Source organism: Micromonospora sp. NPDC127501, assembly GCF_040302185.1.
Taxonomy (GTDB): domain Bacteria; phylum Actinomycetota; class Actinomycetes; order Mycobacteriales; family Micromonosporaceae; genus Micromonospora.
The window spans coordinates 638,897-664,792 of record NZ_JBEORJ010000001.1 but is presented as its reverse complement, the minus strand read 5'-3'; the positions used below and the strand labels follow the sequence as shown (position 1 = coordinate 664,792).

The following is a 25,896-nucleotide window of genomic DNA, read 5'->3' as shown; positions in this document are numbered from 1 at the left end:
ACCTGAGGGCAGGATTAATACTGCAACGGCAGTAGGCGAAGAACGAGGCTGTTCTGCTCGCTGCACGGGTGGCCGAGGTTGTGGCCGTTCAGGTGGAGCAGATGACGAGCAAGCAACTCTCGACTTGTATGTCGTCGATGACCGGGCCGAAGGCGTCCGCCGTGGTGCTGGCGAACTACAGAACCGTAGCGGCGTCCGGTATACGTATCCCATGTCGGATGGCAGGCTCGGTCTGGGCACCGAATGGATGCTCCGGCAGTGCCGACAGCAGAACGATTGGGGCGGCGTGAGCGGTTCGCAGCGGACGACTCGACTCGTCGCCCTGGTTGTCGGCACCCTGTGCGGGCTCACCGCGTGCACTGGGGAACCCGACTCGCCACCGGCTTCCACGCCGGTGCCATCCGCGTCGACAATAGCCAGCCCGACCTGGCCGCCACCGCCCCCGACCATCAGAACGAGCGACGAGGCGTGCGGCGGCTCGACCTTCGACCCCGAAGCGGTGCGTCCCTACAATCCGGACGGTCCCGCCTATGCCGGGGCTCCCGTCCACCTGGCCGCGCTCTTCGTCATGCATCCGTACGCGCCCGAGGAGTTGGAGTCCGAGCTGCCTGGCGAATGGCAGTCGCAGTGGCACCCGGGGATGTACCCGCAGCAGTACACCCAGCTCGTCGTCTGCGAGTACTTCGACGACGACTACCCGAGCAGGAAAGTCGACACCTGCACCTACAACACCAGCACCGGCGACAAGCAGACCGCGCAGCTGCGGTCGGCACGCTTCATCTACCGGATATTCGAGGCCAAGACCGGTAAGCAAGTCAGCCGCTTCTCGTTGCCGGGCAGAGTGAACTCCTGTCAAGCAGTCGTCTACGGGGCGGCGGGTGGGACTTACTACCAACTGGTGCTCAACGACGAGCTCACGGCCAGGCTCCGTCCCCTCGTCATGGCCCGCCTACCAGGTTAGGGCCTGTGTCGAAGTCACAGGCTGGGTGACGGGCAGCAGCCGCGCCGCTTCGGTCTCGGAGAAGACTTCACGCTCAAGGACGCTCTTTACCAGCCCCGAATTGCCGCATTTCGCGGCAGCGTGTCCTCCAGTCTCGGGAAGGCGCTCCTCAGGTCGGTGCGGTGAAGCGGATGTCGTACGACGCTTTGGGGGCGAGCAGGTCCAGCAGCTCGCTGCCCTCGGTGGTCAATGCCTCGCGGTCGGATGCGGACAGTGGTTCGAACGGGTGGACGGTCAGGGTGGCCGCGCCGCGTGCCGTGGCGAACGTCCAGGTTGCTGCGGTGAAGCCGTCGAGGAGTATCAAGCGGGGGACAGGACCGTGCGGGACGAAGTTCTGCTGGCGGAGGCCGTCGGTGACCACCCTGGACCGGTCGTGGTGGGACAGCAGCAGGTTGTCGAAGTCGTACAGGTACCGGGCAGGCGCGCTGACCTGCGGGTCGGGTCGGGGTGCGTCGGGTAGGTCGAACAGTTCGACGCCGTTCTCGTCGCGGAACGTGGCCAGGCGGGTCCGGAGCCGGTCGAGCACCTCCGCCAGCCGGGTGAGACCGCACCAGGTCTGCACGTCGCGTACGGTCGCCGGGCCGAACGCGGCCAGGTATCGCAGGACCATCTGGTCGATCGGCTGGTCGGTGCGCAGCGGCGCGCCGACCCACGATTCGAGCGGCGCGTGGATGGTCTGGCCACTGGCGCCCCACACGCCGCGCGGCGGGGTCTGCACGACCGGCAGCAGGTTGCGCACCGCGTAGGCGAGGCTCGCTGGGTTCCGATCTGGCCACCTCTGGGCCAGCAACCGGCCCAGTTCGCCCGGGGTGCGCGGCTGCTCGTCGAGGAGTTCCCGGCCTGCAGTGACGAGTTCTGCGGTGTCCAGTCCGCGCATGGACCGGCCGTGTGTCTGGTTGGTGAACAGGTCGCGGTCCAGTGCCGGCTGCACGAGTGGGCGTAGCGCCAGCGCGTCGGACGCGCTGACGAGATGGATCGTCGATCGCATGAGCGCGATCCGCACTGCCCGTCGTTGGGTGAGCAGCGCCCCGATGTCCTCGGGTCGGCGCTCGGTGAGTCGGGTCCACAGCCCCACGTACCAGCTGTGCGGGGTCTGGGCCTGCAGGCCGACGAGGTGCTCAATGGCCTGCAGCGGGGTGAGGTCGGCGCGGCGCAGGAGCAACTGCCGCTCGAGGGTGGCGCGGTTGAGGGCGCGGCGGGTCAGGGTCTGCACGGGTGGCCTTCCCGAAGGGTTGAGATCAGGGGTACGTGCGGCGGGCGCTCGCCGCGCGTACCTGCTGGGTATGGGTCAGTGGGGTTGGCGAAAGAAGCCGCGGATGTCGCTCACCAGCAGGTCGGGGGGCGTCGTGCGCGGCGAAGTGGCTTCCCTTGTCGTACACGTGCCAGGACACGATGTTCTTGTGGTCCCTTTCGGCGAACGGGCGGATCGATTGGAGGTCCCAGGCGAAGTTCGCCAGCCCGAGCGGCACGGTCGTCGGCTCGGTCGGCTTGTCAGCCGCATGGTTCGGGCCGAGCAGTTGTGCGTTCGAGCCGAGTTGCCCGACCGGGGAGTCGGCGAGGGCGTGGGCCAGGGCCTGCGGCGCGGTGGACTGCGGTTTGTCGTACGCACCGCCATTGTCCAGCCACCGGCGGGAGAGCAAGTCGCACGGGGGCGGCCGGATACGGCGAACAGGGGCCGCGAGGACGGACGACGCGTGGTGGATGCCCGGTTCGCTGACCCTCAATGCTCGGCACCAACACAAAATCGGTGGCCTCGCCAACCCGTCCCGCCCTACCTTGCAGCTGGATCCTTCTTCTTCGACCCACTCACGGGAGGACTTCACCCGCGTGACACCGCCTGCTCTTTAGACCTGACACCTTCCCCGCGCATCGGTCGCCGACGTCGCCGTCGGCTCTTTTCCATGCCTTCCGTCAGGTCTTCAGAGGGATCATGTCTACGCGTCCTCATATCGTTGCGTCCTGGGCCCTTCGGCGCACGCACCTTCCCCTGCTCCCGTTCCGTTGCGTCCACTGCCATTCCGACCTCGCCAGCACCGGCCACGGTAAGTTCCGCGTCAATGCCAACGCTGAACTCCTCGACATCCTGCTCCTGGTCACCTGCGTTTCCTGCGACCGCACCAGCAAAATCACGGGTCACGGCCGCGTCCCGGTCTGGTACCGGGCTCCGATCCTTCTAGAGGGCTCCTCCGGCACCTCTTCCCGCCGTGGGCCTGAGCTGGGGCGACAGGCGAGGTGGCCTTGCCCCGGACTGCATCATGCGGCGGTCCGCGCGCGGTCGCTCATGAACGGGCGCGAACGAAGATCAGGGCCGGCCCGATACCGGCGACGAAGGTGAACGGCCGGATGCATACATTCGGTGCGGCTGCCGCTCCACTGAGCCGATCCGGTGGACCTGCTGCTGGCTGTTCGCCAGATGCGTGCCGGGCGGGCGGAGACGATCGAGCGGCTGCGAGCGATGCCCAGGGGTTCGGAGCAACAAGGGCTTCTCGGCTGGGACCTCTTCGGCGGACCCGAAGGCGTCAGCGCTGGCGCCCCCCTGCGGAGGGGCAGGGCGGCGTCCGCTTGTGCGGATCCCTGGAGATGGAGGGTGTCAGGCGGGCCGCAGGTCGGTCGGGTTGGGGCCGGTCAGCACGCCACCCTCGACGGGCAGGGTGTGGCCGGTGATCCACGCAGCGTCGTCGGAGCCGAGGAAGGCGACCGCTGCGGCAATGTCTTCCGGCTCGCCGACGCGGCCGAGCGGGTACATCAACTTGAGCTTCTCCAGCGCGCCCGGCTGAGACTCCCAATTCGGTGTCCGGACGGTGCCGGGGGCGACAACGTTGAAGCGGACACCGAGCGGACCGTACCGGGCGGCGTAGTTCTGAGACATCGCGATCTGGCCGGCCTTCGCCGCGGCGTACTCCACGTTGCCGAAGGCAGATATACCGTTGATCGAGCTGATCGTGACGACGTTGCCACGGGTCTTCACCAGGTGCGGGATGGCCGCCTGGATGCAACGGGCGGCGCTGAGCAGGGTGAAGTCGAGCTGGCGGTGCCAGTCTTCGGCCGAGGTGTCCTCCGGCATCGAGGTGACGATGCAGCCGCCCGCGTTGTTCACCACCAGGTCGAGCCGGCCGAAACGCCCGACCGCCGCGGCGATCGCGGCGTCGATGTCGGCGCGTGAGGTGACATCGACCTTGACCCCGAGCGCGTGCTCAGTGCCGAGTTCGTCGGCCAGCGCTGTCACCGCGTCCTGCTGCAGATCGGTGATGACCACCCCGCCGCCCTCGGCGGCGATCCGCCGGACAACGGCCTGCCCGATGCCCTGAGCCGCAGCCGTGACGAGCGCGACCTTGCCCTCGAACCGCCGCATCACCATTCCTCCGGACCGTTGCCGCCATTCTCCGCAATTTCAGCCCGGCTTGGGCGCCGAGACCGCAACCGAGCGTAATCGACCACCCTCGGTCGCCCGCCGTTGGTGATGTTGACCTGGTTGAGGTTGCGGGGCAGGGGCAGGCCGAGGAACCGGGCGCCAATAGGCGCGGTCCGTGCGCGCCGTCCAAGTGGTGCGGACGGCGCGCACGGGTGCGGGATCGAGGGTCAGAACCTGCCGGTCTTGATGTCGGCCACCGTCACGCGGGAGACCTCGAAGGTTTCCGCAAAGAAGGTTCCGGTTTCCGGGGAGTTCACCTCGGAACTGATCGGTACCCCGTTCTGAGCGTTGATGGTCAGCACGTGTTGGGTGTCGTCCGTCCACACCTTGGCGGTGATGGTCAGGCTGGGCTGCCCGCCGGTCGTCGAATCCACGACGGTGACACCGGGGATGGTGGAGGTCAGGCGAAGCACGCCCGCCCGTACCTTCGGGTCGCCTCCCGCTGCGGAGAGCACGTCAACGCTGTTGACCCAGAGGTGGTTGGCGGCGATGTTCTTCCGGTCTTGGTCGGTAAGCGGAGACGGGTTTGCGACCCCCTTCTGCCGAAGGATCTTCATTCGGTCCTGCTCGGCGCCGGTAGGGGGCTTTCCGTTGTCGTACACGGAGTTGATCATCTGCTCGCGGGCTTTGGTGAGGTCACCGGTTGCCGCGTATCGCGCCGCCGCCACCCCACGGGTGTGGAAGCCGTTGCCGAGGTTCTCGCCACGAGCGATCACCCGTGGGAGTTCTTTCCTGGCCTCCGTGTAGTAGTACTGGCCGCTGTCGGTGTACAGGTGGTACCGGGTACGAGATGGCACGGTGCCCCGACGGACATCGACCTTCTCGATGATCAGCGACGCGTCGCCCGGCAGCGAGGGGTCGTCTGCGGTGAGGTTGGCTGCCAGGGATACGAGCTTCGTGTTGCCTGCCGGTGCCCGGGTGGCGGCCTCGGCGTGATTGTCCGGGCCGGTCGGAGCGGGGGCTGGGCCGGATCCCGTGGCCATCGGCAGGACCAGCGCGAGGGCGGCCACGGCCGCGACGCCACCGCCAGCGGCCAGGCCGAGCACACGGCGCTTGCGTCGCCGGGCTCGGCCGCGCTGCTCGATCGCCTCGACCGGGCGATCCATCTGTACGTCGGAAAGGGTCTGTCTCACCGCGTCCCACACCTCATTGTCGTTCATGATCGAATCTCCTAACGGGCTGCGGGCGCGAGCTGCGCCCGCAGGGTTGCGGTGGCACGGGACAGATGGACGGCTACGGTTTGGGCGGAGATGCCCAACACTGAAGCCACGGACCTGGTGTCCAGGTCGAGCCAGATACGTAACACGACCACCTCGCGCTGCCGCTGCGGCAGCCGGCGAACGGCGGCCAGCAGGGCGTCACTCGTGTCGGGGTCGTCCTCGATGAGAGACGCTCGCTCGTGGCCGTCGAGGGCCACCTCCCGCCGACGTCGCCGCCACCAGGACACCCGGATGTTGAGGGCGGTGCGCACCACCCACGCCGCGGGTGCCGGATGCTGGCTCAGCTGTGGCCAGGAGGCCCAGGCTCGCGCGTACGCCTCAGCGACCAGATCCTCGGCCAGCGCACGATCGCCCGTACCAGCTAGTACGGCGCGCAGGCAGTTGTCTCGGGACCGCTGATAGAAGTCCGCGAAGTCCTTCCGTTCTCGTTCCACACGGGGTTTACGCATCAGCGCCCCGATCCATTTACCCCCACGGAGGAATTTTTCGTTGATCATGAGGTTGGGTGGCGACAAATGTGTTGAACCCTGCCAAAGTGCTTCCACGCTGCACGCGGATCTGCCCTGACGTGTTCATCGGCGGGTCAGTCGGACCAGGTGAACAGCAGGTCACCAAACCGGACCGGACGGTGGTAGGCGTCATGTCGGCGCAGGACTTCACTGTGGCCGCGTCGTTGGCCGCGTCGTTGGCCGCGTCGTTGGCCGCGTCGTTGGCCGCGGTGCTGGTCGCGGTGGTGGCCGCGCCGCTGGTCGGGTGCAGTCGACGATGCCTCTCTCTCAGCGGTCTCGGCCGGGGCTGTTCCGCTTGCCGTGACTTACGAGGCCGTACACAACGGCGCCGATCAGCAGCCCGACGACAGCCCCCATCAGGCCTGTGCCCAGCGCCGAGTCTCCCGCCTCGTACCCGTCGCCGCCCCACCAGCCCCAGAGCGCCCCACCGAGCGCTCCCAGGACCAAGCCGACCAGCGGGATGCTTTTCTTCATGTCCACCATGATGACGTCCCCACCAGCGGAGGGCTGTCGGTGCGAGACGCCAGGCGCACCCCGTCCCGTGTCACCAGCTACCCGATGCTCGCCCACTGCACCGCAACGGAACTGACCCGCGGTCACCTTGTCTGTGCCAGCTCGCCGCCCGGCTGACACTGTGGACCACCGGATCGTTCACGTTGATCAGCCAGATCACCGCGCCGGGTTGAGGGCGATCGTGACGTCCGTCCGCTCAGCCGGGGTCGGCGCAGAGTTGGGAGGTCAAGGCGGTGCGGACCCACTCCTCCCAGGTGTCCGGTGACCAGTCGCGGTCACGGACGAAGATCAGGTAAAGCTGCGGGCTGAGCAGGCCGAACAGCAGGTCCGCCGCCATCTCGATGGACAGGCCGGGACGGGTGTCGGGCTTACCGACCAGGGCTTGCGCCGCTGCGTACTGCACGGTGTAACGCGGGTCGGGGCCGTCCGGCCACTGTGCGGCGATCTCAGGGTCGGTGGCTGCGGCAGCCGCGATCACCGGCATGATCGGGGCGACCCGGCCCAGGATCTCGCGGGTGCCGTGGACGTGCGCGCGTAACTGCCCGGCCGCCGTGGGTTCGGCGCACGCGGCGCGAAACCACTCACGATCCATGGTGGCGACCGGCTCGGTGTCCCCGGCGATGGACGTGTCGACGACGTCCTTGAACAGCGTGCGCTTGTTGCGGAAGACGAAGTAGACCGTCTGGACGGCCACGCCCGCCCGGTCCGCGACCTCCTGCAGGCTCGTCGCCCCATAGCCCTGCGCAACGAACAGCTCGCGAGCCGCCTCGACGACCTTTTCGCGGGTGCGGCGTGAACGCTCGGCTCGCTTGTCCGGCCGCTTGACTTGGTCCATGTCACGAGTCTATATCTAGAGTGCGTCACTAGAGTTCAGCTCTATTTTCTAGGAGGAGACGATGGACCAGCCGCACGCCGCCCAAAAGCTGGAGCCGGACCTGGCCTCAACGCAGCGAGACCCGGAGGAGGAGTCCGTCCACCGCGCACTGGAGGGCTACTACCGCACCGGCAAGCCACCGTGGGACACCGGCGTGACGCCACCCGAACTGGTCGACCTGGTAGAGGGGCACGGGGCGCTGCCACCCGGCCGCGCCCTCGAACTCGGCTGCGGCACGGGAACCAACGCCATCTACCTCGCGCGGCACGGCTGGGAGGTGGCGGCCGTCGACCTGATCGACCGCGCCGTCGACCAGGCCCGGGAGAAGGCTGCGGCGGCGGGAGTGGCGGTACGGCTGCTGCACGGAGACGCCACCCGCCTCGACGAGCTGGAGGTGCCGGGCCCCTTCGACCTGTTCTTCGACCTGAGCTGCTACTGCGGGATCCCGCTGCACCGCCGCGACGCCTATGCCGCCGGGCTCACCCACCGCGCCGCACCCGGAGCACGGCTGCTGATGTTCGGGTACGGCCCCGAGCCGCTCGGCAATCCGATCCCCGAGGTCACGTCGTGGGCGGCGGGCGTCACAGCCGACGAGCTCCGCGCCAGGTTTCCCGGCTGGGAACTGATCGACGTCACACCGGGCACCAACTCGGTGCCGACCTTCTGGTTCACCCTGCGCCGCTACGCCTAGCAATCTCCGGTCACGGGGTTCTGTGGCCCTTCAGGCGGCGTGGTCGCTCCGCATGGATCCCTGACGAAGCAGAGCAGGGCGACCACGCCACGGCAAGGCCGAATCATGGGCAGGCGGGCAGGGGATCGTCGAGGTCGGGCCGCGTCGGCAGGGCGAACCGTGGGAGGGTCCCGCTGAACGTGGGTCTTCTGCTCGTTGCGTGCGTGGCCGAGGTTGTGGTTTTCGGGTCTCTTCGTCACACAACCTCGGCCGACCGGCCGGAGGCGGACCTAGGCGACTCGCACTGCCGTGGCCGCTCCGGTGGGGCAGATGACGAGCAGGCAACTCTCGACCCGTATGTCGTCGATGACCGGGCCGAAGGCATCCGCCGTGGTGCTGGCGAACTGCAGAACCGTGGCGGGGGACAGGATGTTGGTGAAATAGAACGTCCGGTATACGTATCCCATGTCGGATGGCGTGTGGCCGGCAGTGTCGAAGGTGAAGCTGTCGACTGTCTGGCCGTTCGCCGTGACCGTTCCCGTCACGATGAGGGGCCCGTTGTCGGGGTTGCCGGCGAGGGCGTAGCTCACCCGATAGGTGGTGAGCAGTTTCGTGGGCACGGTTCGGGCGACCGCGCCGGCGCTGAACCCGTTGAGGTCGAGTGACTGGTTACCTTCTGCGGCCTCCCAGTCCCGGGTCAGGCCGACCGTGCCGGTGGTGACGGTCCACGGGCCGAACTGCTGGCCGGCGGCGAACTCGACGAAATCGTCGGTGATGACGGGGCTTTCGAAACCGTCGGCGAAGACGGTGGCCGCCACGGCCGGACTGGCGGAGAGGGCGGTGAGTAGGACGGACAGCGCCACTGCCAGCGCCGCTCCGATGGCAGTGCGATGGGTACGGGAACGTTTCGTCGCCATGCTCGTCCCTCCGAAGTCATCACCGGCCGAGGCGTGCCGGACTTCGTTCGCGGATCTGCCACCGCACGCCAGTGAATTGAAGTCCGTCAGTGACGCTACGGTGACGCCGCAAAGGCTCGCAAGGTCCTTCAATTGTCATAAGCCGGCCATAATCTGACAACGGTTGAGTATCGGAGGGCCTTGACACCTGCTTGCCCTGACGGTGATCCCGGCGAGCTCGTGGCGGTCGCCCCACCGGTCCTCGCGGCGGCCTACGCCCGCCCTTGTGCGCGGCCGGCCGAGTGGCTGCTGCCCGCAGTTACCAACGCCGAAGGGCGGAGCCGTCGGACGGGGCCAGCTGCCACGATTCGTCGCCGAATGACGTGTAGCACCCTCTACCCAGCCAAGCGGCAGCACGTTCACCCGTCGGTTGGCAGGACTGGCCGATACTGCCGGAATCCCCGTGCCAGGTAGTTGCGTAGGGCGTACGGGTGGTCCGCGCTTGACGTGTGCAGCCATAGCCGTTCTGTCTGGGGGGCCTCTCGCCAGGCGAGTTCGGCGACGAGCGCGAGGAATGGCCCACCGAGGCCGGTGCCGACATGTCGTGGGACCAATCCGAAGGTGTCCAGCTCTACCTCCGCTTGGTCGAATCGCAACGACGCCAAGCCGAGGATGTCGCCCGCGCGCTGCAACGTCCAATGGCGCAGGTCATGGCGGTTGAGGTGGTCGGCCCAGCGGCTGTCGTTCCAGTGTTGGCTGGGCCAATCGTACGGTTGGCCGATGCTGAGTGTGACCGCGCGGATGAGAAGCGCGTCTCGCTGTTCGCTCAACGTCACGTCGGCGGGCAAGGGCCGCGAGGCCTCCACCTCGCCGGGTGAGCGCATTTCCAGGTAGTAGAGCGTCTCTCCCGCTCGACGGTCCAAGCGCTCCACGCCGGGCTCGCCTGCCAATTGATCCACTATGGCCCCCAAGCTCTTGCCGGGTTGCGGTGGCCGCGAGGCTACCGCTGCACAGCCAGCCGGATTCCCAGTCCGATGAAGATTCCTCCGGTCGCGACGTCGATGCGCCGGCGAGCGGCACGGCGGCGCCGAAGCCATCCGCCGATCCGTCCGGCGAGTATGCCGACCGTGCCGTCGACAAGGAATTCCAAGACGATCATGATCGCGCCGAGTACCACGAACTGTGCCCACACCGCACCCTGTCGCGGGTCGATGAACTGCGGTAGGAAGGCGATCGTGAACACGACCATCTTCGGGTTCAACAGGTTTGTCATGAGCCCGCTGAGATAGGCCCGGCGGCCGGGGAGCGCGTCGGCGAGAGGCGTGTCGGCTTGGTCGTCGTTGCGGCTACGAATCATCCGTACACCGAGGTAGACCAGGTAGGCGGCGCCGATGATCCGGACGGTCATGTAGGCGGCCGGTACGGCCGCGAAGAGGGCGGCAAGTCCTGCGGCCGCCACCGCGATGTGCACCGCCTCGCTGGTGGCTATCCCGGCTGTGGCGAGCAGCCCTGCGCGCGGACCGCCGCGGATCCCGCAGCCGAGCACGAACAGCATGTCCGGCCCCGGCGTGATCATGGCAATGGTGGTGGTCAGGGCGAATGCTACGAGTGCCTGTTCGGTGATCGGCATGGCGGTCACTCCGATGGGTTTCCTGTCACGGCCGGGGAGGCCGCGAGGGTGAGCACGTCGGTCTCGTCGTCGAACTGGGCACTGATATCGATAGCTACGATCTGCCCCAGGTCGGACACGTGTGTTCCACCGCACGGCATGACGGCGGGTGGGGAGATGGCACATCGCCAGACCCGGTCCGCGGTGAAGCGGTCCGAACTGCCGGTCACGGTTACGTCCGCTCGGGACGCCAGCCAGGCCGCGAGTAGGTCGTTGGCGCGCAGAACGTAGGCGTCGAGGTCGGCGATCAATGCCGGATGGTTGAAACCCCTCTTCCGTAGAGACTTTCCCAAACGGTACCGGTCAATGCTGCCGCCGACGTGGTGCCGGGTGTCCAGAAGCGCCGCGGCGTCGAAGTTCCTGTTCCCTCTGGAGTCACGGACAGCGTCTTTGGTCCACAACCCGTCGACGCACTCGTTGACAGCGAAGGCGACCAGATGGCAGCCGGTGTGCGCCGCACTCAGCGCGGCCCGGCGTACGACGTCGACCTCGAGTGACACGACCCGCCCGACCCATTCACCGATATCGGCGTCCATGGTGTTCACGATGTGCCCGACAGCGAAGACCCGGTCCCTGTCGCCGCGGCGCGCGGATACCTCGGGCCCGATCCGCACCTCACCGGTCTCCGGCTCGACCGAGAGAATCTGAGTGTCCACAACCGGGACCGCCGTCGGCCCGAACGAGATCATGCCGTGGTCGGCGGGCTGATCCGGCCACGCGTGGTCCACCGGATGGAACGGGGTGCGATCGGTCACGACCACCTGGCTCGTGTCGCCGGCCGCCGCATACGGCAGCACGGCGAGAACACGCCCGCATCCTTCGGTCTGCCCGCGCGGGTAGCCGATTCGCGTCTCGCTGATCTCGTACACCCGGCCAGCCTGACACCTCGGAAGAGCAAGATCCATACGTAGCTGAGGTAGCTGAGCATAGGATCTCCTTATGCTCGATCCGCGCCGGCTCCAGCTTCTGCGCGACGTCGCTGACACCGGCACCATCGCCGCCGCGGCTATGCGCGCCGGCTGCACCGCCGCCGCTGCTTCCCAGCAACTGGCCAGCCTCGAACGCGACGTTGGCACGCCGCTACTAGAACGATCAGCGCGCAGCGTCCGACTCACCGAGGCCGGCCGTGTCCTGGCCGACCATGCGAACCGCCTGCTGAGCGCCCTAGCCGATGCTGAACGCGCGGTCCACGACGTCGCAGGACTGCGCGGCGGCGTACTCCGGGCAGCAGCCTTCGCCACAGCCGGAGCAAGCTTCGTGATTCCCGCCCTGGCGACGTTCCGACGTCACCACCCGCGGATCGACCTCTCCTTCACAGAACTGGAATCAGACGAGGCCCTTCCTGCAGTCAGGGCCGGCGAGATTGACGTGGCTATAACCCACGAATACCCGCCGCTGTCCCGTCCAGACCTGCGCGGCCTCAAACAACTCGCGCTCCATTGTGAGCCGCTGCTGCTAGCAGTTCCGGAGCAGCTACGACCCTCCGAGATCGGGCCCGTCCGGCTGGCCGACTACGCCAACACCAACTGGATCGCCGCCCGCACAGCCACCGGATTCCAGGCAGTTACCGAAATGGCCTGCCGTGCCGCCGGTTTCGAACCTCAGATCAATTCCCGCACACAGTTACCAGTTCGCCCTCGCGCTGGTCGCGGCCGGCTTCGGCGTGACGATCGTCCCACAGTTGGCGGTCGCGCCGCAGCGCGGCATCACCTACCTTCCGATCGTCCGACCATCCGGCCTGATGCGCAAGATCTACGTCACCACCCGAGTCGCCGATCGGTCACCCGCAGTCGAGCACCTCACGCAATGCCTGACCAATGCCCTCGACAAAGATCGCCGACGCCATCCATCCCACTCTGCAACATTGCGGGCGAGCCTGCTGGAGTCCGTCACGGTCTCGTCAGCTGAGACGCCGATCCCACGGGCAGCGCCGTGACCAGGCCCTTCAGTCTGGAGACCTCTTCGGCGAAACCGAAGGCGTCAGCGTTGGCGCCGCGGCGGAGGCAGTAGTGCGAGGTCCGCACATGCCGATGGGTTGATGTTTTTCTTGGCGGGGCGTGGATACTTTCCGCGCATGTTCGACGGTTTCGAGGACGAGCGGGTCGATGTCGGGGAGGTGGAGCTCCGGGTCCGGTATGCGGGGCACGGGCCTCCGGTCCTCCTCATCCACGGACATCCGCGTACGGGGTCGACGTGGCATCGCGTCGCGCCGCAGCTGGTTGGTCGCGGGTTCACCGTCATCTGTCCCGACATGCGCGGCTATGGGCAGTCTGGCAAGGCGCGGATCCTCGCGGATCACTCGCAGCAGTCCAAACGGGTGGTTGCCGCGGACCTGGTCCAGCTGATGGAGAAACTGGGCCACCCGACGTTCGCGGTGGTCGGACATGACCGTGGGTCGTACGTGGCGTTGCGCCTGGCGCTTGATCATCCCGACACTGTCGGTCGTCTTGTGGTCATCGATGGTGTTCCCATCAGTGAGGCTCTTGCCAGGTGCGATGCGAAGTTCGCCCATGACTGGTACCACTGGTTCTTCTTTGTTCAGCCGGACAAGCCAGAGCGAGCCATCGCCGCGGACCCCGATGCTTGGTACGCCGACAAGGCCCGGCCCGAGATCATGGGAGCCGCGAACTACCAGGAGTTCCGGCGGGCCATCCACGATGCGGCCACCGTTCGGGCAATGCTGGAGGACTACCGGGCCGGCCTCGGCGTTGACCGAGCGCACGAGGAAACCGACCGGCGTGACGGTCGTACCGTCCGCTGCCCAACACTCGTGCTGTGGTCCACCCGGGACGACATGGAAGACCTGTACGGCGACCCGCTGGCCGTCTGGCGCCCGTGGGCCCCCGATCTACGCGGCCACTCGATTGAGTCCGGCCACCACGTCGCCGAGGAGAACCCCGACGACCTGACCGCAGCCCTGCACCGCTTCTTGTCCTGAGCCTCCCGAGTCAGGAACGCGCGTCGCCGGTCTTGAGACTCCGCAGCTGTTCGACCGTGCGCTCGGCGTCCTGGCGTGAGTACGAGCCGAGCGCCGAGAGAGGCATGGCGTCGGCGTGGTCACCGAGACTGAGGACGGGAGCGTAGAGCGGCAGGCCTCCCCGTACGTCGATCTGCACGCAGTCGACCGACTGGATCGCGCTCCACGGTGTGACCTGGTCACGGCTGTCGAAGCCGCGGACCCGGACACCCTCTTCGCCGATTACCACGCCGAGTCGAAGAGCCCGCCAGATCCCGGCTATGCCGCTCGTGACGAGTAGGCATCCCAGCGCGATGCCGAACCAGTCGCGCTCGGCCAGTACGTCCCCGGAGGTGAAGTACGTGACGCCCAGCAGGGTCCATACAGTGAAGATCACGACCAGGGCCGGAATCTGGATGCGTGGCCTGATGACGATGGGGTGCATGGCGGAACATGCTACGGAGGAGTCTGTCCGGCCAACGGCGTGACGACGTGCGCTCGTGAGCGGCTGGGCGTGGCGGATGATCGAGGCCAGTAAGCCCTGCTCCTCGTGGTACCGCAGCCCGTGAACACTGGGTCGTCGGGTCCCCGATCCGCCACAGTGACCCGCCTCGCAATGCTTGCCTCTGACGCCAACGTGAGGTTTTAGCCTGGCGGTATGCAGATCAACGGCACGAAAGCCCTCGTAACAGGTGCCAACCGTGGGCTCGGCAAAGCCTTTGCCGAGGCTCTCCTCGCCCGGGGTGCCACCACCGTCTACGCCACCGCCCGCCGGCCCGAGAGCATCAACATCCCCGGCGTCGTCCCGCTCCAGCTGGACATCACCGACCCAACATCCGTCGACGCCGCGGCAGCCGAGGTGGGCGACCTTGATCTCCTCATCAACAATGCTGGCATCTCCACAAACGCACCCCTGCTCGGGCCCTCTACGGAGAACGTCCGCCGTGAGTTCGACACCAACTTCTGGGGCACCCTCAACGTCACCCGCGCCTTCGCCCCCAGGCTTGCCGGGGGTGCCATTCTCAACGTCATCTCAGCGCTGAGCTGGTACACCTTCGCCCCCGCCAGCAACGGCTACGCCGCCTCCAAAGCTGCGGAATGGTCTCTCACCAACGGCATCAGGCTGGAGCTGGCCGACCAGAAGACCCAGGTCACCGCCCTGGCCCTGGCCATAGCCGACACCGACATGATGGCCGCTTACGACATCCCCAAACTCCCACCCCACGAGGTGGTCACGATGGCACTGGACGGCCTGGAAGCGGGCAAGCTCGAAGTGATCGCCGACAGTCCCACCGCCAATGTCAAGGCATCGCTTTCCCGCGATCCCGCCCTCTTCTACGCCGACATCTCCACCGCCCTCTTCGGCTGACACCACCACCTCCTGCGCAGTCGGCCGAGGAATGTGAGGCAGATCGACGTGCTGCGGGGGCTGGCGGAGCAGTGGGTCGCTCCGATCCTGACGGAACTCCCGCCGCTCGACACCATCCGCCTCTGCCGCTGACAGGGCGCAGCGTCCGTGATGGCCGGGGCTGTGGGAGCAGCAGGTCGGGCGCGCCCGGGGCTGACGATCCTTGGCCGGGCGTCGGCGTCAGGCAAGGCCACCGCCCTGGGTCTACCCCTAGCTGGGACGCCAGGGCGACAGTGCCGCCTCAGCGATGTACGCGGAGGCGGCACTGTCGCCGATATGCGAGCCGCGACGCCTACTCCTTCACACCGATGTTGTCGATCGGAGGTGCGCTGAGCAGGCGTCGGACGGGCCACACCGTGGTCGCCAACGCCAGCAGTGTCGTGCCGCCGAGCACCGCCACCCAACCGAGCGGCGGGACGTAGGGGATCGGGCTGCCGGTCAGCCCGTTGACGATCGCACTCAGGGTCAGCACCGCGATCGTCGCGCCGATCAGCACGGCGGTGCCGAGCAGCCCGGCCTGTTCGGCCTGGATCATCCTCCGAATCTGCCGGCGGGTGACCCCGACCAGTTGGAGCAACGCCAACTCGCGGCGGCGGGCCAGCGCGGCCATGACCATCGTGGTGGCCGCCGCCAGCGCCGCGTACCCCACCATCACGCCGATCAGCAGCCGGTTCAGCCAGGCGCCGATCGCCAGATCGGTGCTGAGCAGGCGCGTGCGGGTGGCGGCGTCGAGAACCTCGGTGCCCGGTCGCCCGGCCGACCACGTGGCCAACGCGATGTCGGCATCCGGGCCGGCGCTGACCAGGACCTCGTCGTCGGTGTCCCCGGCCGTGTGCCCGGCGACCGTCTCGGCGGCCAGCGTGACGTCGCCGAAGCCCAGGCCACGGTCGTAGATCGCGATGACGTCCAACGTGACCGGGGTGCCGTCGCCCAACCAGAGTTCCGCCTGGTCGCCGACGTCCCAGCCGGAAGAGGACGCCTGCATCGCCGACAGGGCGACGGTGCCCGCGCGCAGGTCGGCCAGGTTGCCCTCGCGCACGGCGAGGTCCATCGTCGACATGATGCCCGTCGGGTCGACCGACTGCGCGCTGACCGGCTCGATGTCGCCGAGCGCCCGCACCAGCACCTGCGTACGGCGCACACCGGTGGCCGCCTGCACCCCGGTCAACTCGCGGACCTCCCGCGCCGCGTCCGCCGGCAGCCCACCCGGAGCGACAAGCACCCGTTCGGCGAGGGTTCCCGCGCTGCTCTGCGTGGTGGTCTGCCGTTCCAGGTTGGTCTGCAGGAACCAGACCGAGCCGCCGAACCCCACGGACAGCACGAGGGCGGTCAGGACGGTCGCCATGCCCTGCGCGTTGGCCCGCAGGTTGGCCGCGGCCAGGTAGCCGCTCACCCGCCACATCCGCGGCAACAACGGTGTGAGCAGGCGTGCCGCGTACGCGTTGATCCTCGGTGCGAGCAGCGCCACCGCGATGACGAACAGGTACAGCATGCCGACCGCGCCGGCCAGTGCCCCGGTCGACCCGGCGGCACCGAGCGTGAACGCCCCGGAGGTGCCGGCCGCCGCCAGCGTCAGCACGCCGGCGATCAGCCGCACCCGGCCGCTACGCCGAGGCTCGACAGCGATCTCGCCGAGCGCCTCGATCGGCTTGATCCCGGTGACCCGGCGTGCGGCGACCAACGCGGCGAGCACCGCCACGAGGACCGCCGTACCGACCGCGGCCGGCACCGCGAACAGGCCGCCGACCATCGGGAAGCTGGCCGGCACGAACCCCCGCCCGACCAGTTCGCCGTGCACCCAGCGGGCCGCCAGCAGGCCGGCCGGGCCGCCGATCGCAGAGCCGATCAGGGCCAGCAGCGCGGCCTCGGCGATCAGCATGCGGCGCACCTGCCCCGGCGTGGCCGCGACCGCGCGTAGTAACGCCAGGTCACGTCGACGGTGCCGGACGGACAGCCCGATGGTGCCGGCCACCACGAAGACGATCAGCAGGACGACGTACCCTCCGAAAGCCGATCCGGCCCCGACCAGCAACGTCTGGGCGGCCTGGTTCTCCGACTGTTCGACGTTCCCACGGTCTGTCCCGGCGTATGTCGTGGCGCCGGCCTCCGACGCGATCTCGCGTACCGCGGCGAGGTCGGCGCCGGGCAGCATCCGCACGCCGATCGCATCCACCCGGCCCGGGTGGGCGGACAACCGGGCGGCCTGCGCGCCGGTGAAGAACACCTCCGCCGCACCGGTCTCGGCGGTTCCGCTCACCCGGTACGAGCGGCTGACCCCGCCGACGACCAGGTCGATGCGGTCGCCGGGTGCCACGCCGAACCGGGTGTCGACAAGCACCTCGTCGTCGGCCCCTGGCGCGACACCCGCGGCGATGGGACGACCGGTGAAGGCGTACGTGTCCGAGCCGTGTCCCACGGCGGCGGGTGAGCCGATCACCACCCCTTCGTCGCCGGTGACGGCCGCGACGCCCGGCACCTGGCGGATCCGGTCCACCACCGCCGCGTCCACAGTGCCGCCCTCGGGCAGCGTGACGGTGCTCGTGGTGGTGTCGCCGCCGAACTCCTTGAACGTGTGGCTGACCGTGCGGTTGGCGACGACCACGTCGGCGGCGGCCCAGAGCCGTGGCTCCGGGCGGAAACGCAGCCCGGACTCGACGAGCGTGCCCATCGCCACCAGGATCAGCACGCCGGCGATCAGGGCCAGCAGGGTCGCGGCGGCGGGGCCGGCGCGGTGGCGCAGCAGGCGGGCGGCGAGGCCGATCATCGGAGGACCCGCCGATCCAGCGACGCCAGGTGCTCGGCGATACCGGCGGCTCCGAGCTGCGGAAGGTCGGCGACGATCGCACCGTCGGCCAACACGAGCACCCGGTCCGCGTACGACGCGGCGATCGGATCGTGGGTCACCATCACCACGGTCAGCCCGTGTTCGTCCACGACCGCGCGAAGCAGCGTCAGCACCTCCGCCGCGGTCCGCGAGTCGAGCGCGCCGGTGGGCTCGTCCGAGAAGATCACCTCGGGGCGGGTGGCCAGCGCCCGCGCGATCGCCACCCGTTGCTGCTGGCCACCGGAGAGCGCGGCAGGCCGGTGGTGCAGTCGGTCGGTGAGGCCGACCCGCTCGACGACCTGGGTCAGCCAGGCCCGGTCCGGACGGACGCCCGCCAGGCGCAGGGGCAGCACGATGTTCTGCTCGACGGTGAGCGCGCCGATCAGGTTGAACGCCTGGAAGACGAACCCGATCCGGGTACGACGCAGCTCGGTCAGGCGGGTCTCGGACAGCCCGGACAGGTCGGTGCCTCCGATGAGCACCCGACCGGAGGTGGGCCGGTCGAGCCCGGCGGCGGTCTGCAACAGGGTGCTCTTGCCCGAACCCGAGGGCCCCATCACCGCGGTGAAGGTGCCCCGGTCGAACCCGACATCGATGCCGGCGAGCGCAGTCACCTGGTCCGGGCCCGCGTCGTACACGCGGGTGAGTTGTTCGACGCGTACCGCCGGTTCGGCGGTCTGTCGCGGATAGTCCAGCATCCTGGTGGCTCTCTCTCCGTGTCATCGGGCAAGAACTGCGCGCACCAGAAACGCTATTGACGTGGAAGAACGGCGACCATCCCGCGGGCTGCCAGGTACGGGTACAGCAGGCGCTACCGCTGTTCGCCGTTCAGGTAGCGCAGCACCGCGGTGACCCGGCGGTCGGCGCGGTCGTCCGGCGGGAGTTGGAGCTTCGAGAAGATGCTGCGGATGTGCTTGTGCACCGCGCCGTCGGTGACGAAGAGCCGCTCGGCGATCGCGCTGTTGCCGAGCCCCTCGGCCATCAGCCCCAGCACCTCACGCTCACGCGGCGACAGCTCGCTCAGCGCCGTGTCGGTCCGGCGGTTGCGGGCGAGCAGTTGCGCCACCACCTCCGGGTCGATGACGCTGCCGCCGTCGGCGACGCGGTGCAGCGCGGTGAGGAACTCCTCGACCCGGCCCACCCGCTCCTTCAGCAGGTAACCCAGTCCGACGGCGCCGACCGAGAACAGGTCGGTGGCGAACGCCTGCTCCACGTACGCCGACAGGACCAGCACGGCGAGGCCGGGGCGGCGTCGCCGGGCCTCCACCGCGGCCACGATGCCCTCGTCGGTGTGGGTGGGTGGCATCCGGACGTCCACGATCGCGACGTCCGGCGCGTGTTCGTCCACGGCGACCAGGAACTCGCCCGGAGTGGCGGCCGTGGCGACCACGTCCAGATCCTCGGCCCGCAGCAGCAGAGCCAACCCCTCACGCAGCAGCGGGTCGTCCTCGGCGATCACGATCCGCATGGCAGCTCCACGTCCATCCTCGTCGGCCCTCCCGGTGGGCTCGTCAACGTCATCCGGCCGTCGTACGCCTCGACCCGCCGGCGGATGCCGGTGAGCCCGGAGCCCCGTGTCTCGTCGGCATCGCCGTGCCCGTCGTCCTCAATGGACACCAACAGGCGGCCACGTTCGCGGCGCACGGCCACGTCCACCTGGCGTGCACCGCTGTGCCGGGCGACGTTGGTCAGCGCCTCGGCCACCACGAAGTACGCGGTGGCCTCGACCGAGGCCGCGCACCGCACAGCCACGTCCACCTCGAGCCGGCAGGGCACCACGGAGCTGCCGGCCAGCCCCGCCAGCGCGCCGGCGAGACCCCGGTCGTCCAGCACGGGCGGCAGGATCCCGCGCACCACCGTACGCAGCTCGCCGAGTGCCTGTTCCGCGGCGTCCTGCGCCTGCCCGAGGATCTCGTCGGCGCGGTCCGGATTGCGGCGTACGGCCCTGCGCGCGGCACCCAGCAACACGTTGACCGCGACCAACCGGTTCTGGGTGCCGTCGTGCAGCGACCGCTCGATCCGGCGCAGTTCGACAGCATGGGCGTCCAGCGCCGCAGCGCGGGTGGCGGTCAGCTCGGCCACCCGCAGCGACAGGTCGACACCCGGCGGCGGAGGCAGCAGCCACCGGCCCGGCCATGCCTGGAGACGGGCCAGAGCCGGGCTGAACCAGATCGCGGCGGCCAGCCAGCCCACCCCGAGCAACCCGACCGCGAGTGCTTCGGACAATCCGTCGACGCGCCACCAGACGATCCCCGGCGCGCCGGCGTCGGCAGGGATCAGCCTGTACCACAACGGGAATGTGACGTCCTGCACGGCATAGAGTGGCAGCGCGAGGCCGACCAGCCCGGTCACCAGGCCGACGAGTGAGTACAGCGCGACCCAGCCCAGCTCCCGGCGTACGAAGGGATCCCGCGTCGCCGTCCGCAACCCGGCCGGCACCGGCCCCGGCGTGGGGATCGGCTCGCCCCAGCGGGACAGCCGGGCCCGCTCGCGGTCGGCCACCGTGCGCACCGCCCGCAACGCACCGGGCGCCGCCAGCAGCCCCACCCCGCCCAGGCAAGCCACCGCCACGATCGCCGCCCAGAGCAGCGCGCCCAGCGCCAGCGTGGCGGTGCCCAGCCCTCCGACGAGGTGCTCCAGGGCGTCGACCGCGGCGCGAACCCGGCCCCGCACGTACGCCATCGACCCACCTCCTCCGCCAACATAGGCCACCGCGGGCCCCTCCCGGCAACGCCCGGCACGGAAGGTACAGCCTGCTGTACCACGCTCGTCGAGCTGGCGGGATCGTCCCCGCCGCGCCGTCCGCCTAGCGTTGACGGCGTCGAGAAACGTTCGCCGAAGGAGGCAGTCATGACCGATCCGTACCGCATCACCGAGGCCCCGGTCGCCGCACCGAAGAAGCCGGGCGGCCTGCTACGCCCGCTGCTGTGGCTCGTGCTCTTCGTCAGCGCTGCGGCCAACGTGGTGCTGTCGACCGCGGCGGACAACCAGTGGATCAGCTCGGCGTTCGGCCTGGTGGCGGTGCTCTGCGCGGTCGCGCTGATCGTCCACCACCGTCGTAACCGCGCGCGGGAGTCGCAGAGCTGAAAGTTGCTGGATAGACGCGGAAGCCTACGGTTGCGGGGTGAAGCTTGACTACCACTCAGCAGCCGAAGGCGTCGACGTCGCCAGCGGCCGGGCAGACCTTTGTCACCTCGCTGACCTCGTAGCAAGCGGAGGCGAGCTCAGCCTTGCACCGTCCGCTCACCCGCGGCACCTACGGGGTGTGGTCATCGACGTGACGCAGGGCCCCGTCGCCGTTGCCGTCGACGATCGCAGCTATCTCACCATCCGCGGTGGCGCGGAAAGCCGGTCCCTCTTTGCCGACCTGCTACGCGATGTAGCCAACATGGACGACGGCGGCCACGTTCACCTGGAGTACTTCGAGGGCCACCATTTCCTGGCACCAGACAGCGTGCCGCTCATCGTCAACAGTCCGCATGGCGGGATGCCTCGGCGCTGATCAAGCGAGGCCACGTAGGAGACCACCCCACGACATCGTTTCGTGAGGAGTTGTAAGAACTCCTAACGGTCGCTGTGGTGGCTGCCGGTGGAACGGAGTGAGCGGCGACCGCCTTCCTGATCCGGCTCGTTGTCCGCCACCGGATTGCCGAGCCGGCTCACCCAGTCGACGAACTCCGCATCCTGCCTCGGCAGCGGCTCGCCGTCCGCCGGGGTGCCCGCGCCGCCCCTGTCGGCCCGGGACTTGTTGCGCCGGAACAGGCCCAGCCGCCCGCTGGCCCGTCCCGCCTCGGCGACGGATGCCGGCGCAGGGGCCGGGGCGGTCCGGGCGGGGCGGGCCGGCACGGCATCGGTCGTGGGCGGGGGCCCGGCGCGCTGGGCGGTCGCGAGGGCGTCCCAGTTCGCGGCCAGGTTCGGGTTGGGCAGGGACGGCCGGTGCCGAGGTGGGAGCGCCGGTTCGGGCCTCTCCTGCGTGCCGGCAGACTGGGTCGCCTCGGTGCCGGGAGCGGGCTCGGCCGAGGGCGGCACCCGCCGCGCCGGAACGACCGCCCGCGTCGCCTGAACCCGCGTCCGGTCGGTCTTCGGCGGTTGGTACATCCGGAGGGTCCCCGGGGCGACGAGGGCCCCGTCGGGCGGCATTCCTTCGGGTTCGGTGTTGTCGACCGCCGCCTCCGCCGTCCCGGAGCCGTCCCCGCCAGGTCCCGCCCGAAGGTGGGCCGCCGTCGCGAGGGCCGGTTGCGATGTCTCCGGGGTGTCGTCGAGGTCGGCTGGTGTGGCGACGTCGGCGGATGCGGCCGATGCGGCGGTAACAGCCGGTGCACCGAAGCCCAGCGGTTCGGCTGTGGTCGGGAGCTTCGCTGCGGTCGCGCCGGCGACCGGCCTCGCGCCGGCCAGGTCGACGGGCTCCGGCTCGTCGGTCGTACCACCAACGGCCGGCCTCATGGCCTGCCGCACGGCGGGACCGGCGGCCGGCGGACGGAGGATGTCGGTTGACTCGGCGGCCCGTGCTTCGGCGGTGCGCGGCAGGAGCGGCCGGCGGAACAACGCGGCGGCGGCCGAGCCGAGCACACCGGCGGCGATGGCGAGCAGCGCCCCGTAGTACGGCGTGATCTGGTACCGGTCGACGGCGTCGCCGGGACCGGCGGTCAGATAGCTGAACGCGACCAGCACCGCGCCGGCCGCGCCGGTCACGCCGTTGACCAGCGGCGGATGCCCGCGCCAGCGGGCCAGCCCGCCGGTCGCCGCGCCGATGAGCAGGGCCACCGACGGCAGAGTCAGGATCGCGAGCCGGTGTGCCGCGTCGGCGTCGAGCCCGGCCGGCTCCAGCACACCGAGCCGTACGGCGGGCAACGGCCCGGCCGTTGCGAGCGACGGGACGACCGAGACGAGCGCCAGCAGCCAGACCGCGCCGCCCACTGCCGCCATGTTCCAACCCAGCGGCGGCTTCACCAGTACGGCGATCGCGGCACCCGCGCCAACCAGCGCGCCGAGAGTCGCGCATATGCTGACGGCCCAGATCGGATCCACGGAGAAGCGTTCGGCGGCCTGGGCCGGCCGGATGAAGAGCGGCGCCACGACGGTGGCGCCCAGCGCGGCGGCGGCGGCGACGGCCACCAATCTGCCAGTGCTGCCCAGCAACCCGTACCGGCGGGCCAGGCGCGCGGCGACGACGGTGCCGGCTACGGCGGCGTGTGCCGCGAACCAGCCCACCCAGACGAGCTGGGCAGGCCACTGGTTGACGGCGGCGCCGGTGGAGGCGTCGGCGAGCTGGACGATGCCGAAGCTGAACGCGATGCCGAGTTGACCGGCACCGGCGAGCATGCCCACCCCGAGCGCTGTGAGCAACAGGTTACGCCACGTGCGAGAGAACATGTCCGGCACGTTACGCACCTACTGCGGTAGTTTTTACGGAATGTCGGTTTTCCTGTCCGACTGCCGTGGCAGCGGTTGTCTCAGTTCGACCAGGCTCGCGATGACCTGCCGCCCACATTGCTGAGCATGTGGACAGCGTCCGGGTCGCGATGGATGACGTCGGCCGTGGGCACGTCGGCGTCGCTGCAGGCGCGACGCCGATGGGTTCGGCGCAGCGGACGGTGAGAGCCGGCTCCCACCCACCGCTGCACTTCGATGGTGCGACCAAGCGGTCGGGCTCAGCAGCGCGGTGCCACTCGTTGTGGCAGGGTCACGCGGAGTTGCGCCACTTTCGGCCGTGCCCGCCGATGAGCCGGTCGGCGTCGGTCGGGCCCCAGGAGGCGGCCTCGTAGGTGGGGATCGGCGAGTTGTCCTTTTCCCAGTTGTCGATGATCGGGTCGACGATCCGCCAGCACTGCTGCACCTCGTCGCTGCGGATGAACAGTGACGCGTCACCGATCAGCGCGTCCAGGAGCAGACGCTCGTACGCCTCCGGGGACTCCTCGACGAACGTCTGGTCGTAGGAGAACTCCATTGTGGCGGTGCGGACCCGGAAGGAGTGGCCCGGCACTTTGGCACCGAAGCGCAGCGAGATGCCCTCGTTCGGCTGGATCCGCAGGATCAGCGCGTCAGCATCGAGGCCGGTGAGCTGGTCGGTCGGGATCGGCAGGTGCGGCGGCCTCTGGAACTGCAGTGCCACCTCGGTGAGCCGGGCCGGCAGGCGCTTGCCGGTGCGTACGTAGAACGGCACCCCGGCCCAGCGCCAGTTGTCCACGTTGAGCCGCATCGCGGCGTAGGTCTCGGTCCGCGACAGGGGGTCGACGCCGGCCTCCTCGCGGTAGCCGGCCATCAGCTCCTCGCGGGTGCCGCCCCGGGTGTACTGTCCCCGGACCGCGGCCTCGGCGATGTCCCGGTCGGTGGGGAGCCGGATCGCCTGCAGCAGCTTCACCTTCTCGTTGCGCAGGCCCTCAGCCTCGAATGAGGCCGGCGGCTCCATCAGTGCCAGCGCGAGAACCTGAAGCACGTGGTTCTGCACGATGTCCCGCATCGCGCCGGCGTCCTCGTAGAAGCCGCCGCGGCTACCGACGCCGAGAGTCTCGGCGACGGTGATCTGCACGTGGTCGACCCAGGAGCGGTCCCAGATGGGCTGGAAGATCGAGTTCGCGAATCGCAGCGCCAGCACATTCTGGACGGTGTCCTTGCCCAGATAGTGATCGATACGAAAGACCTGGTGCTCGTCGAACGCGCTGTGCACGACGCCGTCGAGCTCGCGGGCCGTGACCAGGTCGCGCCCGTACGGCTTCTCGATGACCAGCCGGGAGAAGGAGCCTTCGCGTGGCTGGTTGAGCCCGACACCGGCCAGTCCGTTGATCACCGGCTCGAAGGCCCCGGCTGGCGTGGACAGGTAGAAGAGCCGGTTGCCGGACGTGCCCCGCTGTGCGTCCAGCTCGTCGAGGGTCTCCACGAGCCGCTTGTAGGTCTCCGGGTCGTCGTAGCCGCCGGCCACGTACCGCACGCCGCCCTGGAGTTGGCGCTTGCTGGCGAGGGTGCGTTCGCCGAGGGCGCTCTCGGCGAACTGCTCGTCGGTCATCGGCGTGCGCGCGACGCCGACCAACGCGAACTGGTCCGGGAGCCGCTCGTGCCGAGCCAGGCTCTCGACTGCGGGCAGCAGCTTACGCCGGGTCAGGTCACCGGAGGCACCGAAGATCACCAGCGTGGCCGGCGGGGCACTCCGCTCCTGGATGAGCTGAGATGCGTGGTCCATGGTCTGCGTTCCTCCGGGCACAAGGGGTGTGGGGTTTGGGGTGCCGTGCTGTCATGCCGGGAATCGTGGCTGTGGCGGTAGTGTCCGGGGGCCGCGCGGCGTGGCCCGTTCGTCGCGGAGCTTGAGCGTCGCATGCCGGGCTGCCGGGTAGGCGACTCGGTGGCGATTCGCGCACCGGCCGCAGCGGAATTTGAGATGTCCAACGCCCGTCGGCGGGGTTGCCTGATTCGGCAGTGGGCCCTCTGCGCTCACGTAACACACACTGCCACCACGTCACACCAGGCGCGAGCTTGTCCCTGCCCGTTCGTGTCGACGGCTCGGCGTAACCCACATTCAGCCAAGCTTCTGTCCGTTGACGTCAGTCACCGACTTCGCGAGAGTGCTGTGGTTCTCGTGCTCGGCGCTACGGGGTCGAGGTGCCAGGAGATGCCTGCAGGTCCTGCGTCCGACCGACGATCTCGGACAATGGCCAGGAACACCGCCCTAGATCCCATCCTCCGTAATGACCTTCTCGGCGTATCCGGACGCGTTGTCCTCGCCCTCGGTCTCAGCCAACCGGTCGGCCGGCGCCTGCGCCACCGGGTGACCGGTGTCGTCGACCAGCCCCGGCGCCATGCTGCCACCGTGGGCGTCCTGTACCGCCCGGGTGCTGCGGGCCGCCTCGTCCTGCGGCACCCCGGTCTGCTCTCCGTCACGCTGCTGTTCCCGCTCGGTCATGGGCGTCCGTCCCTTCCTCGGTCCTGACCAGCGGCGGTACCCGCACGAGTG

General features: G+C 69.2%; 26 protein-coding genes and 1 pseudogene. 8 read left to right on the top strand and 19 right to left on the bottom strand.

Features of this window, described 5'->3' with window-relative positions; genetic code table 11:
• The first annotated feature begins 499 nt into the window (after positions 1-499).
• A complete protein-coding gene (locus ABTW72_RS02955) occupies positions 500-961 on the top strand; it encodes a hypothetical protein (RefSeq protein WP_350853453.1) in 462 nt (153 codons plus the stop codon).
• A 148-nt stretch (positions 962-1,109) separates the two neighbouring features.
• Here ABTW72_RS02955 and ABTW72_RS02950 read toward each other — a convergent pair whose 3' ends face one another.
• Complete coding sequence (locus ABTW72_RS02950; protein ID WP_350853451.1) at positions 1,110-2,213, bottom strand: winged helix DNA-binding domain-containing protein; 1,104 nt, start codon at positions 2,211-2,213, stop codon at positions 1,110-1,112.
• Between the two features lie 25 nt (positions 2,214-2,238).
• Entirely contained in the window at positions 2,239-2,640 is a 402-nt protein-coding gene (locus ABTW72_RS02945) for a hypothetical protein (RefSeq protein WP_350853448.1), read from the bottom strand.
• A 290-nt stretch (positions 2,641-2,930) separates the two neighbouring features.
• Between ABTW72_RS02945 and ABTW72_RS02940 the strand changes: the two genes are divergently transcribed.
• A complete protein-coding gene (locus tag ABTW72_RS02940; protein WP_350853445.1) occupies positions 2,931-3,335 on the top strand; it encodes a DUF1062 domain-containing protein in 405 nt (134 codons plus the stop codon).
• Between the two features lie 255 nt (positions 3,336-3,590).
• Here ABTW72_RS02940 and ABTW72_RS02935 read toward each other — a convergent pair whose 3' ends face one another.
• From ABTW72_RS02935 to ABTW72_RS02915, 5 genes are all read right to left on the bottom strand, one after another.
• The gene (locus ABTW72_RS02935) at positions 3,591-4,352 is read right to left on the bottom strand and encodes an SDR family NAD(P)-dependent oxidoreductase (RefSeq protein WP_350853442.1); all 762 of its coding nucleotides are present in this window, start codon (positions 4,350-4,352) and stop codon (positions 3,591-3,593) included.
• 227 nt (positions 4,353-4,579) lie between these two features.
• Entirely contained in the window at positions 4,580-5,572 is a 993-nt protein-coding gene (locus ABTW72_RS02930; protein WP_350853440.1) for a hypothetical protein, read from the bottom strand.
• Between the two features lie 11 nt (positions 5,573-5,583).
• Entirely contained in the window at positions 5,584-6,081 is a 498-nt protein-coding gene (locus tag ABTW72_RS02925) for a sigma-70 family RNA polymerase sigma factor (RefSeq protein WP_350853437.1), read from the bottom strand.
• A gap of 327 nt (positions 6,082-6,408) precedes the next feature.
• The gene (locus tag ABTW72_RS02920; RefSeq protein WP_350853434.1) at positions 6,409-6,615 is read right to left on the bottom strand and encodes a hypothetical protein; all 207 of its coding nucleotides are present in this window, start codon (positions 6,613-6,615) and stop codon (positions 6,409-6,411) included.
• Positions 6,616-6,850: 235 nt separating this feature from the next.
• Complete coding sequence (locus tag ABTW72_RS02915) at positions 6,851-7,489, bottom strand: TetR/AcrR family transcriptional regulator (protein ID WP_350853431.1); 639 nt, start codon at positions 7,487-7,489, stop codon at positions 6,851-6,853.
• Positions 7,490-7,550: 61 nt separating this feature from the next.
• Between ABTW72_RS02915 and ABTW72_RS02910 the strand changes: the two genes are divergently transcribed.
• Positions 7,551-8,219, top strand: coding sequence for a class I SAM-dependent methyltransferase (locus ABTW72_RS02910; RefSeq protein WP_350853428.1), 669 nt, complete (start codon positions 7,551-7,553; stop codon positions 8,217-8,219).
• 269 nt (positions 8,220-8,488) lie between these two features.
• Here the strand turns inward: ABTW72_RS02910 and ABTW72_RS02905 are convergent, their stop codons facing one another.
• From ABTW72_RS02905 to ABTW72_RS02890, 4 genes are all read right to left on the bottom strand, one after another.
• Entirely contained in the window at positions 8,489-9,016 is a 528-nt protein-coding gene (locus tag ABTW72_RS02905) for a DUF642 domain-containing protein (RefSeq protein ID WP_350853425.1), read from the bottom strand.
• A gap of 497 nt (positions 9,017-9,513) precedes the next feature.
• Positions 9,514-10,026: a GNAT family N-acetyltransferase gene (locus ABTW72_RS02900; RefSeq protein ID WP_350853422.1), complete on the bottom strand. Its 513-nt coding sequence runs from the start codon at positions 10,024-10,026 to the stop codon at positions 9,514-9,516.
• Between the two features lie 68 nt (positions 10,027-10,094).
• Positions 10,095-10,724 carry a LysE family translocator gene (locus ABTW72_RS02895; protein WP_350853419.1) on the bottom strand — a complete coding sequence of 210 codons (630 nt, stop codon included), beginning with the start codon at positions 10,722-10,724 and terminating at the stop codon, positions 10,095-10,097.
• Between the two features lie 5 nt (positions 10,725-10,729).
• A complete protein-coding gene (locus tag ABTW72_RS02890) occupies positions 10,730-11,632 on the bottom strand; it encodes an alanyl-tRNA editing protein (RefSeq protein WP_350853416.1) in 903 nt (300 codons plus the stop codon).
• Between the two features lie 70 nt (positions 11,633-11,702).
• On the opposite strand from ABTW72_RS02890, the pseudogene ABTW72_RS02885 reads away from it, so the two are divergent.
• Together ABTW72_RS02885 and ABTW72_RS02880 are read left to right on the top strand one after the other, a co-directional pair.
• Positions 11,703-12,699 (top strand): annotated as a pseudogene (locus ABTW72_RS02885) (LysR substrate-binding domain-containing protein).
• Positions 12,700-12,837: 138 nt separating this feature from the next.
• The gene (locus ABTW72_RS02880) at positions 12,838-13,701 is read left to right on the top strand and encodes an alpha/beta fold hydrolase (RefSeq protein ID WP_350853414.1); all 864 of its coding nucleotides are present in this window, start codon (positions 12,838-12,840) and stop codon (positions 13,699-13,701) included.
• Positions 13,702-13,711: 10 nt separating this feature from the next.
• Here the strand turns inward: ABTW72_RS02880 and ABTW72_RS02875 are convergent, their stop codons facing one another.
• Positions 13,712-14,164 (bottom strand): PH domain-containing protein, encoded by a 453-nt coding sequence (locus ABTW72_RS02875; protein WP_350853411.1) that lies wholly within the window; start codon positions 14,162-14,164, stop codon positions 13,712-13,714.
• Positions 14,165-14,377: 213 nt separating this feature from the next.
• On the opposite strand from ABTW72_RS02875, the gene ABTW72_RS02870 reads away from it, so the two are divergent.
• The gene (locus tag ABTW72_RS02870; protein WP_350853409.1) at positions 14,378-15,088 is read left to right on the top strand and encodes an SDR family oxidoreductase; all 711 of its coding nucleotides are present in this window, start codon (positions 14,378-14,380) and stop codon (positions 15,086-15,088) included.
• A gap of 331 nt (positions 15,089-15,419) precedes the next feature.
• On the opposite strand, the gene ABTW72_RS02865 is transcribed toward ABTW72_RS02870, so the two are convergent.
• The 4 genes from ABTW72_RS02865 to ABTW72_RS02850 form a co-directional block, all read right to left on the bottom strand.
• Positions 15,420-17,891 (bottom strand): ABC transporter permease, encoded by a 2,472-nt coding sequence (locus ABTW72_RS02865; RefSeq protein ID WP_350853406.1) that lies wholly within the window; start codon positions 17,889-17,891, stop codon positions 15,420-15,422.
• A complete protein-coding gene (locus ABTW72_RS02860) occupies positions 17,888-18,649 on the bottom strand; it encodes an ABC transporter ATP-binding protein (RefSeq protein WP_350853404.1) in 762 nt (253 codons plus the stop codon). The genes ABTW72_RS02865 and ABTW72_RS02860 overlap by 4 nt, the downstream gene beginning before the upstream one ends.
• A gap of 113 nt (positions 18,650-18,762) precedes the next feature.
• Positions 18,763-19,419 carry a response regulator gene (locus ABTW72_RS02855; protein ID WP_350853402.1) on the bottom strand — a complete coding sequence of 219 codons (657 nt, stop codon included), beginning with the start codon at positions 19,417-19,419 and terminating at the stop codon, positions 18,763-18,765.
• On the bottom strand, positions 19,407-20,633 hold the full coding sequence (locus tag ABTW72_RS02850; protein WP_350853399.1) for a sensor histidine kinase: 1,227 nt from the start codon (positions 20,631-20,633) through the stop codon (positions 19,407-19,409). Before ABTW72_RS02850 ends, ABTW72_RS02855 begins: the two co-directional genes overlap by 13 nt.
• A gap of 168 nt (positions 20,634-20,801) precedes the next feature.
• On the opposite strand from ABTW72_RS02850, the gene ABTW72_RS02845 reads away from it, so the two are divergent.
• Positions 20,802-21,038, top strand: coding sequence for a hypothetical protein (locus ABTW72_RS02845; protein ID WP_350853397.1), 237 nt, complete (start codon positions 20,802-20,804; stop codon positions 21,036-21,038).
• Between the two features lie 37 nt (positions 21,039-21,075).
• The gene (locus ABTW72_RS02840; protein WP_350853394.1) at positions 21,076-21,453 is read left to right on the top strand and encodes an Imm32 family immunity protein; all 378 of its coding nucleotides are present in this window, start codon (positions 21,076-21,078) and stop codon (positions 21,451-21,453) included.
• Positions 21,454-21,515: 62 nt separating this feature from the next.
• On the opposite strand, the gene ABTW72_RS02835 is transcribed toward ABTW72_RS02840, so the two are convergent.
• From ABTW72_RS02835 to ABTW72_RS02825, 3 genes are all read right to left on the bottom strand, one after another.
• Entirely contained in the window at positions 21,516-23,324 is a 1,809-nt protein-coding gene (locus ABTW72_RS02835; RefSeq protein ID WP_350853393.1) for an MFS transporter, read from the bottom strand.
• A gap of 310 nt (positions 23,325-23,634) precedes the next feature.
• Positions 23,635-25,128, bottom strand: a complete 1,494-nt coding sequence (gene zwf, locus ABTW72_RS02830; RefSeq protein WP_350853390.1) for a glucose-6-phosphate dehydrogenase — start codon at positions 25,126-25,128, stop codon at positions 23,635-23,637.
• 483 nt (positions 25,129-25,611) lie between these two features.
• Entirely contained in the window at positions 25,612-25,845 is a 234-nt protein-coding gene (locus ABTW72_RS02825; protein ID WP_350853388.1) for a hypothetical protein, read from the bottom strand.
• Positions 25,846-25,896: the final 51 nt, after the last annotated feature.

Coding starts and splice junctions, on each gene's coding strand:
- ABTW72_RS02940 (WP_350853445.1), top strand. CDS start 2,931: ATGTCTACGCGTCCTCATATCGTTGCGTCCTGGGCCCTTCGGCGCACG.
- ABTW72_RS02935 (WP_350853442.1), bottom strand. CDS start 4,352: ATGCGGCGGTTCGAGGGCAAGGTCGCGCTCGTCACGGCTGCGGCTCAG.
- ABTW72_RS02930 (WP_350853440.1), bottom strand. CDS start 5,572: ATGAACGACAATGAGGTGTGGGACGCGGTGAGACAGACCCTTTCCGAC.
- ABTW72_RS02925 (WP_350853437.1), bottom strand. CDS start 6,081: ATGCGTAAACCCCGTGTGGAACGAGAACGGAAGGACTTCGCGGACTTC.
- ABTW72_RS02920 (WP_350853434.1), bottom strand. CDS start 6,615: ATGAAGAAAAGCATCCCGCTGGTCGGCTTGGTCCTGGGAGCGCTCGGT.
- ABTW72_RS02915 (WP_350853431.1), bottom strand. CDS start 7,489: ATGGACCAAGTCAAGCGGCCGGACAAGCGAGCCGAGCGTTCACGCCGC.
- ABTW72_RS02910 (WP_350853428.1), top strand. CDS start 7,551: ATGGACCAGCCGCACGCCGCCCAAAAGCTGGAGCCGGACCTGGCCTCA.
- ABTW72_RS02895 (WP_350853419.1), bottom strand. CDS start 10,724: ATGCCGATCACCGAACAGGCACTCGTAGCATTCGCCCTGACCACCACC.
- ABTW72_RS02880 (WP_350853414.1), top strand. CDS start 12,838: ATGTTCGACGGTTTCGAGGACGAGCGGGTCGATGTCGGGGAGGTGGAG.
- ABTW72_RS02875 (WP_350853411.1), bottom strand. CDS start 14,164: ATGCACCCCATCGTCATCAGGCCACGCATCCAGATTCCGGCCCTGGTC.
- ABTW72_RS02870 (WP_350853409.1), top strand. CDS start 14,378: ATGCAGATCAACGGCACGAAAGCCCTCGTAACAGGTGCCAACCGTGGG.
- ABTW72_RS02865 (WP_350853406.1), bottom strand. CDS start 17,891: ATGATCGGCCTCGCCGCCCGCCTGCTGCGCCACCGCGCCGGCCCCGCC.
- ABTW72_RS02860 (WP_350853404.1), bottom strand. CDS start 18,649: ATGCTGGACTATCCGCGACAGACCGCCGAACCGGCGGTACGCGTCGAA.
- ABTW72_RS02855 (WP_350853402.1), bottom strand. CDS start 19,419: ATGCGGATCGTGATCGCCGAGGACGACCCGCTGCTGCGTGAGGGGTTG.
- ABTW72_RS02850 (WP_350853399.1), bottom strand. CDS start 20,633: ATGGCGTACGTGCGGGGCCGGGTTCGCGCCGCGGTCGACGCCCTGGAG.
- ABTW72_RS02845 (WP_350853397.1), top strand. CDS start 20,802: ATGACCGATCCGTACCGCATCACCGAGGCCCCGGTCGCCGCACCGAAG.
- ABTW72_RS02835 (WP_350853393.1), bottom strand. CDS start 23,324: ATGTTCTCTCGCACGTGGCGTAACCTGTTGCTCACAGCGCTCGGGGTG.
- zwf (WP_350853390.1), bottom strand. CDS start 25,128: ATGGACCACGCATCTCAGCTCATCCAGGAGCGGAGTGCCCCGCCGGCC.
- ABTW72_RS02825 (WP_350853388.1), bottom strand. CDS start 25,845: ATGACCGAGCGGGAACAGCAGCGTGACGGAGAGCAGACCGGGGTGCCG.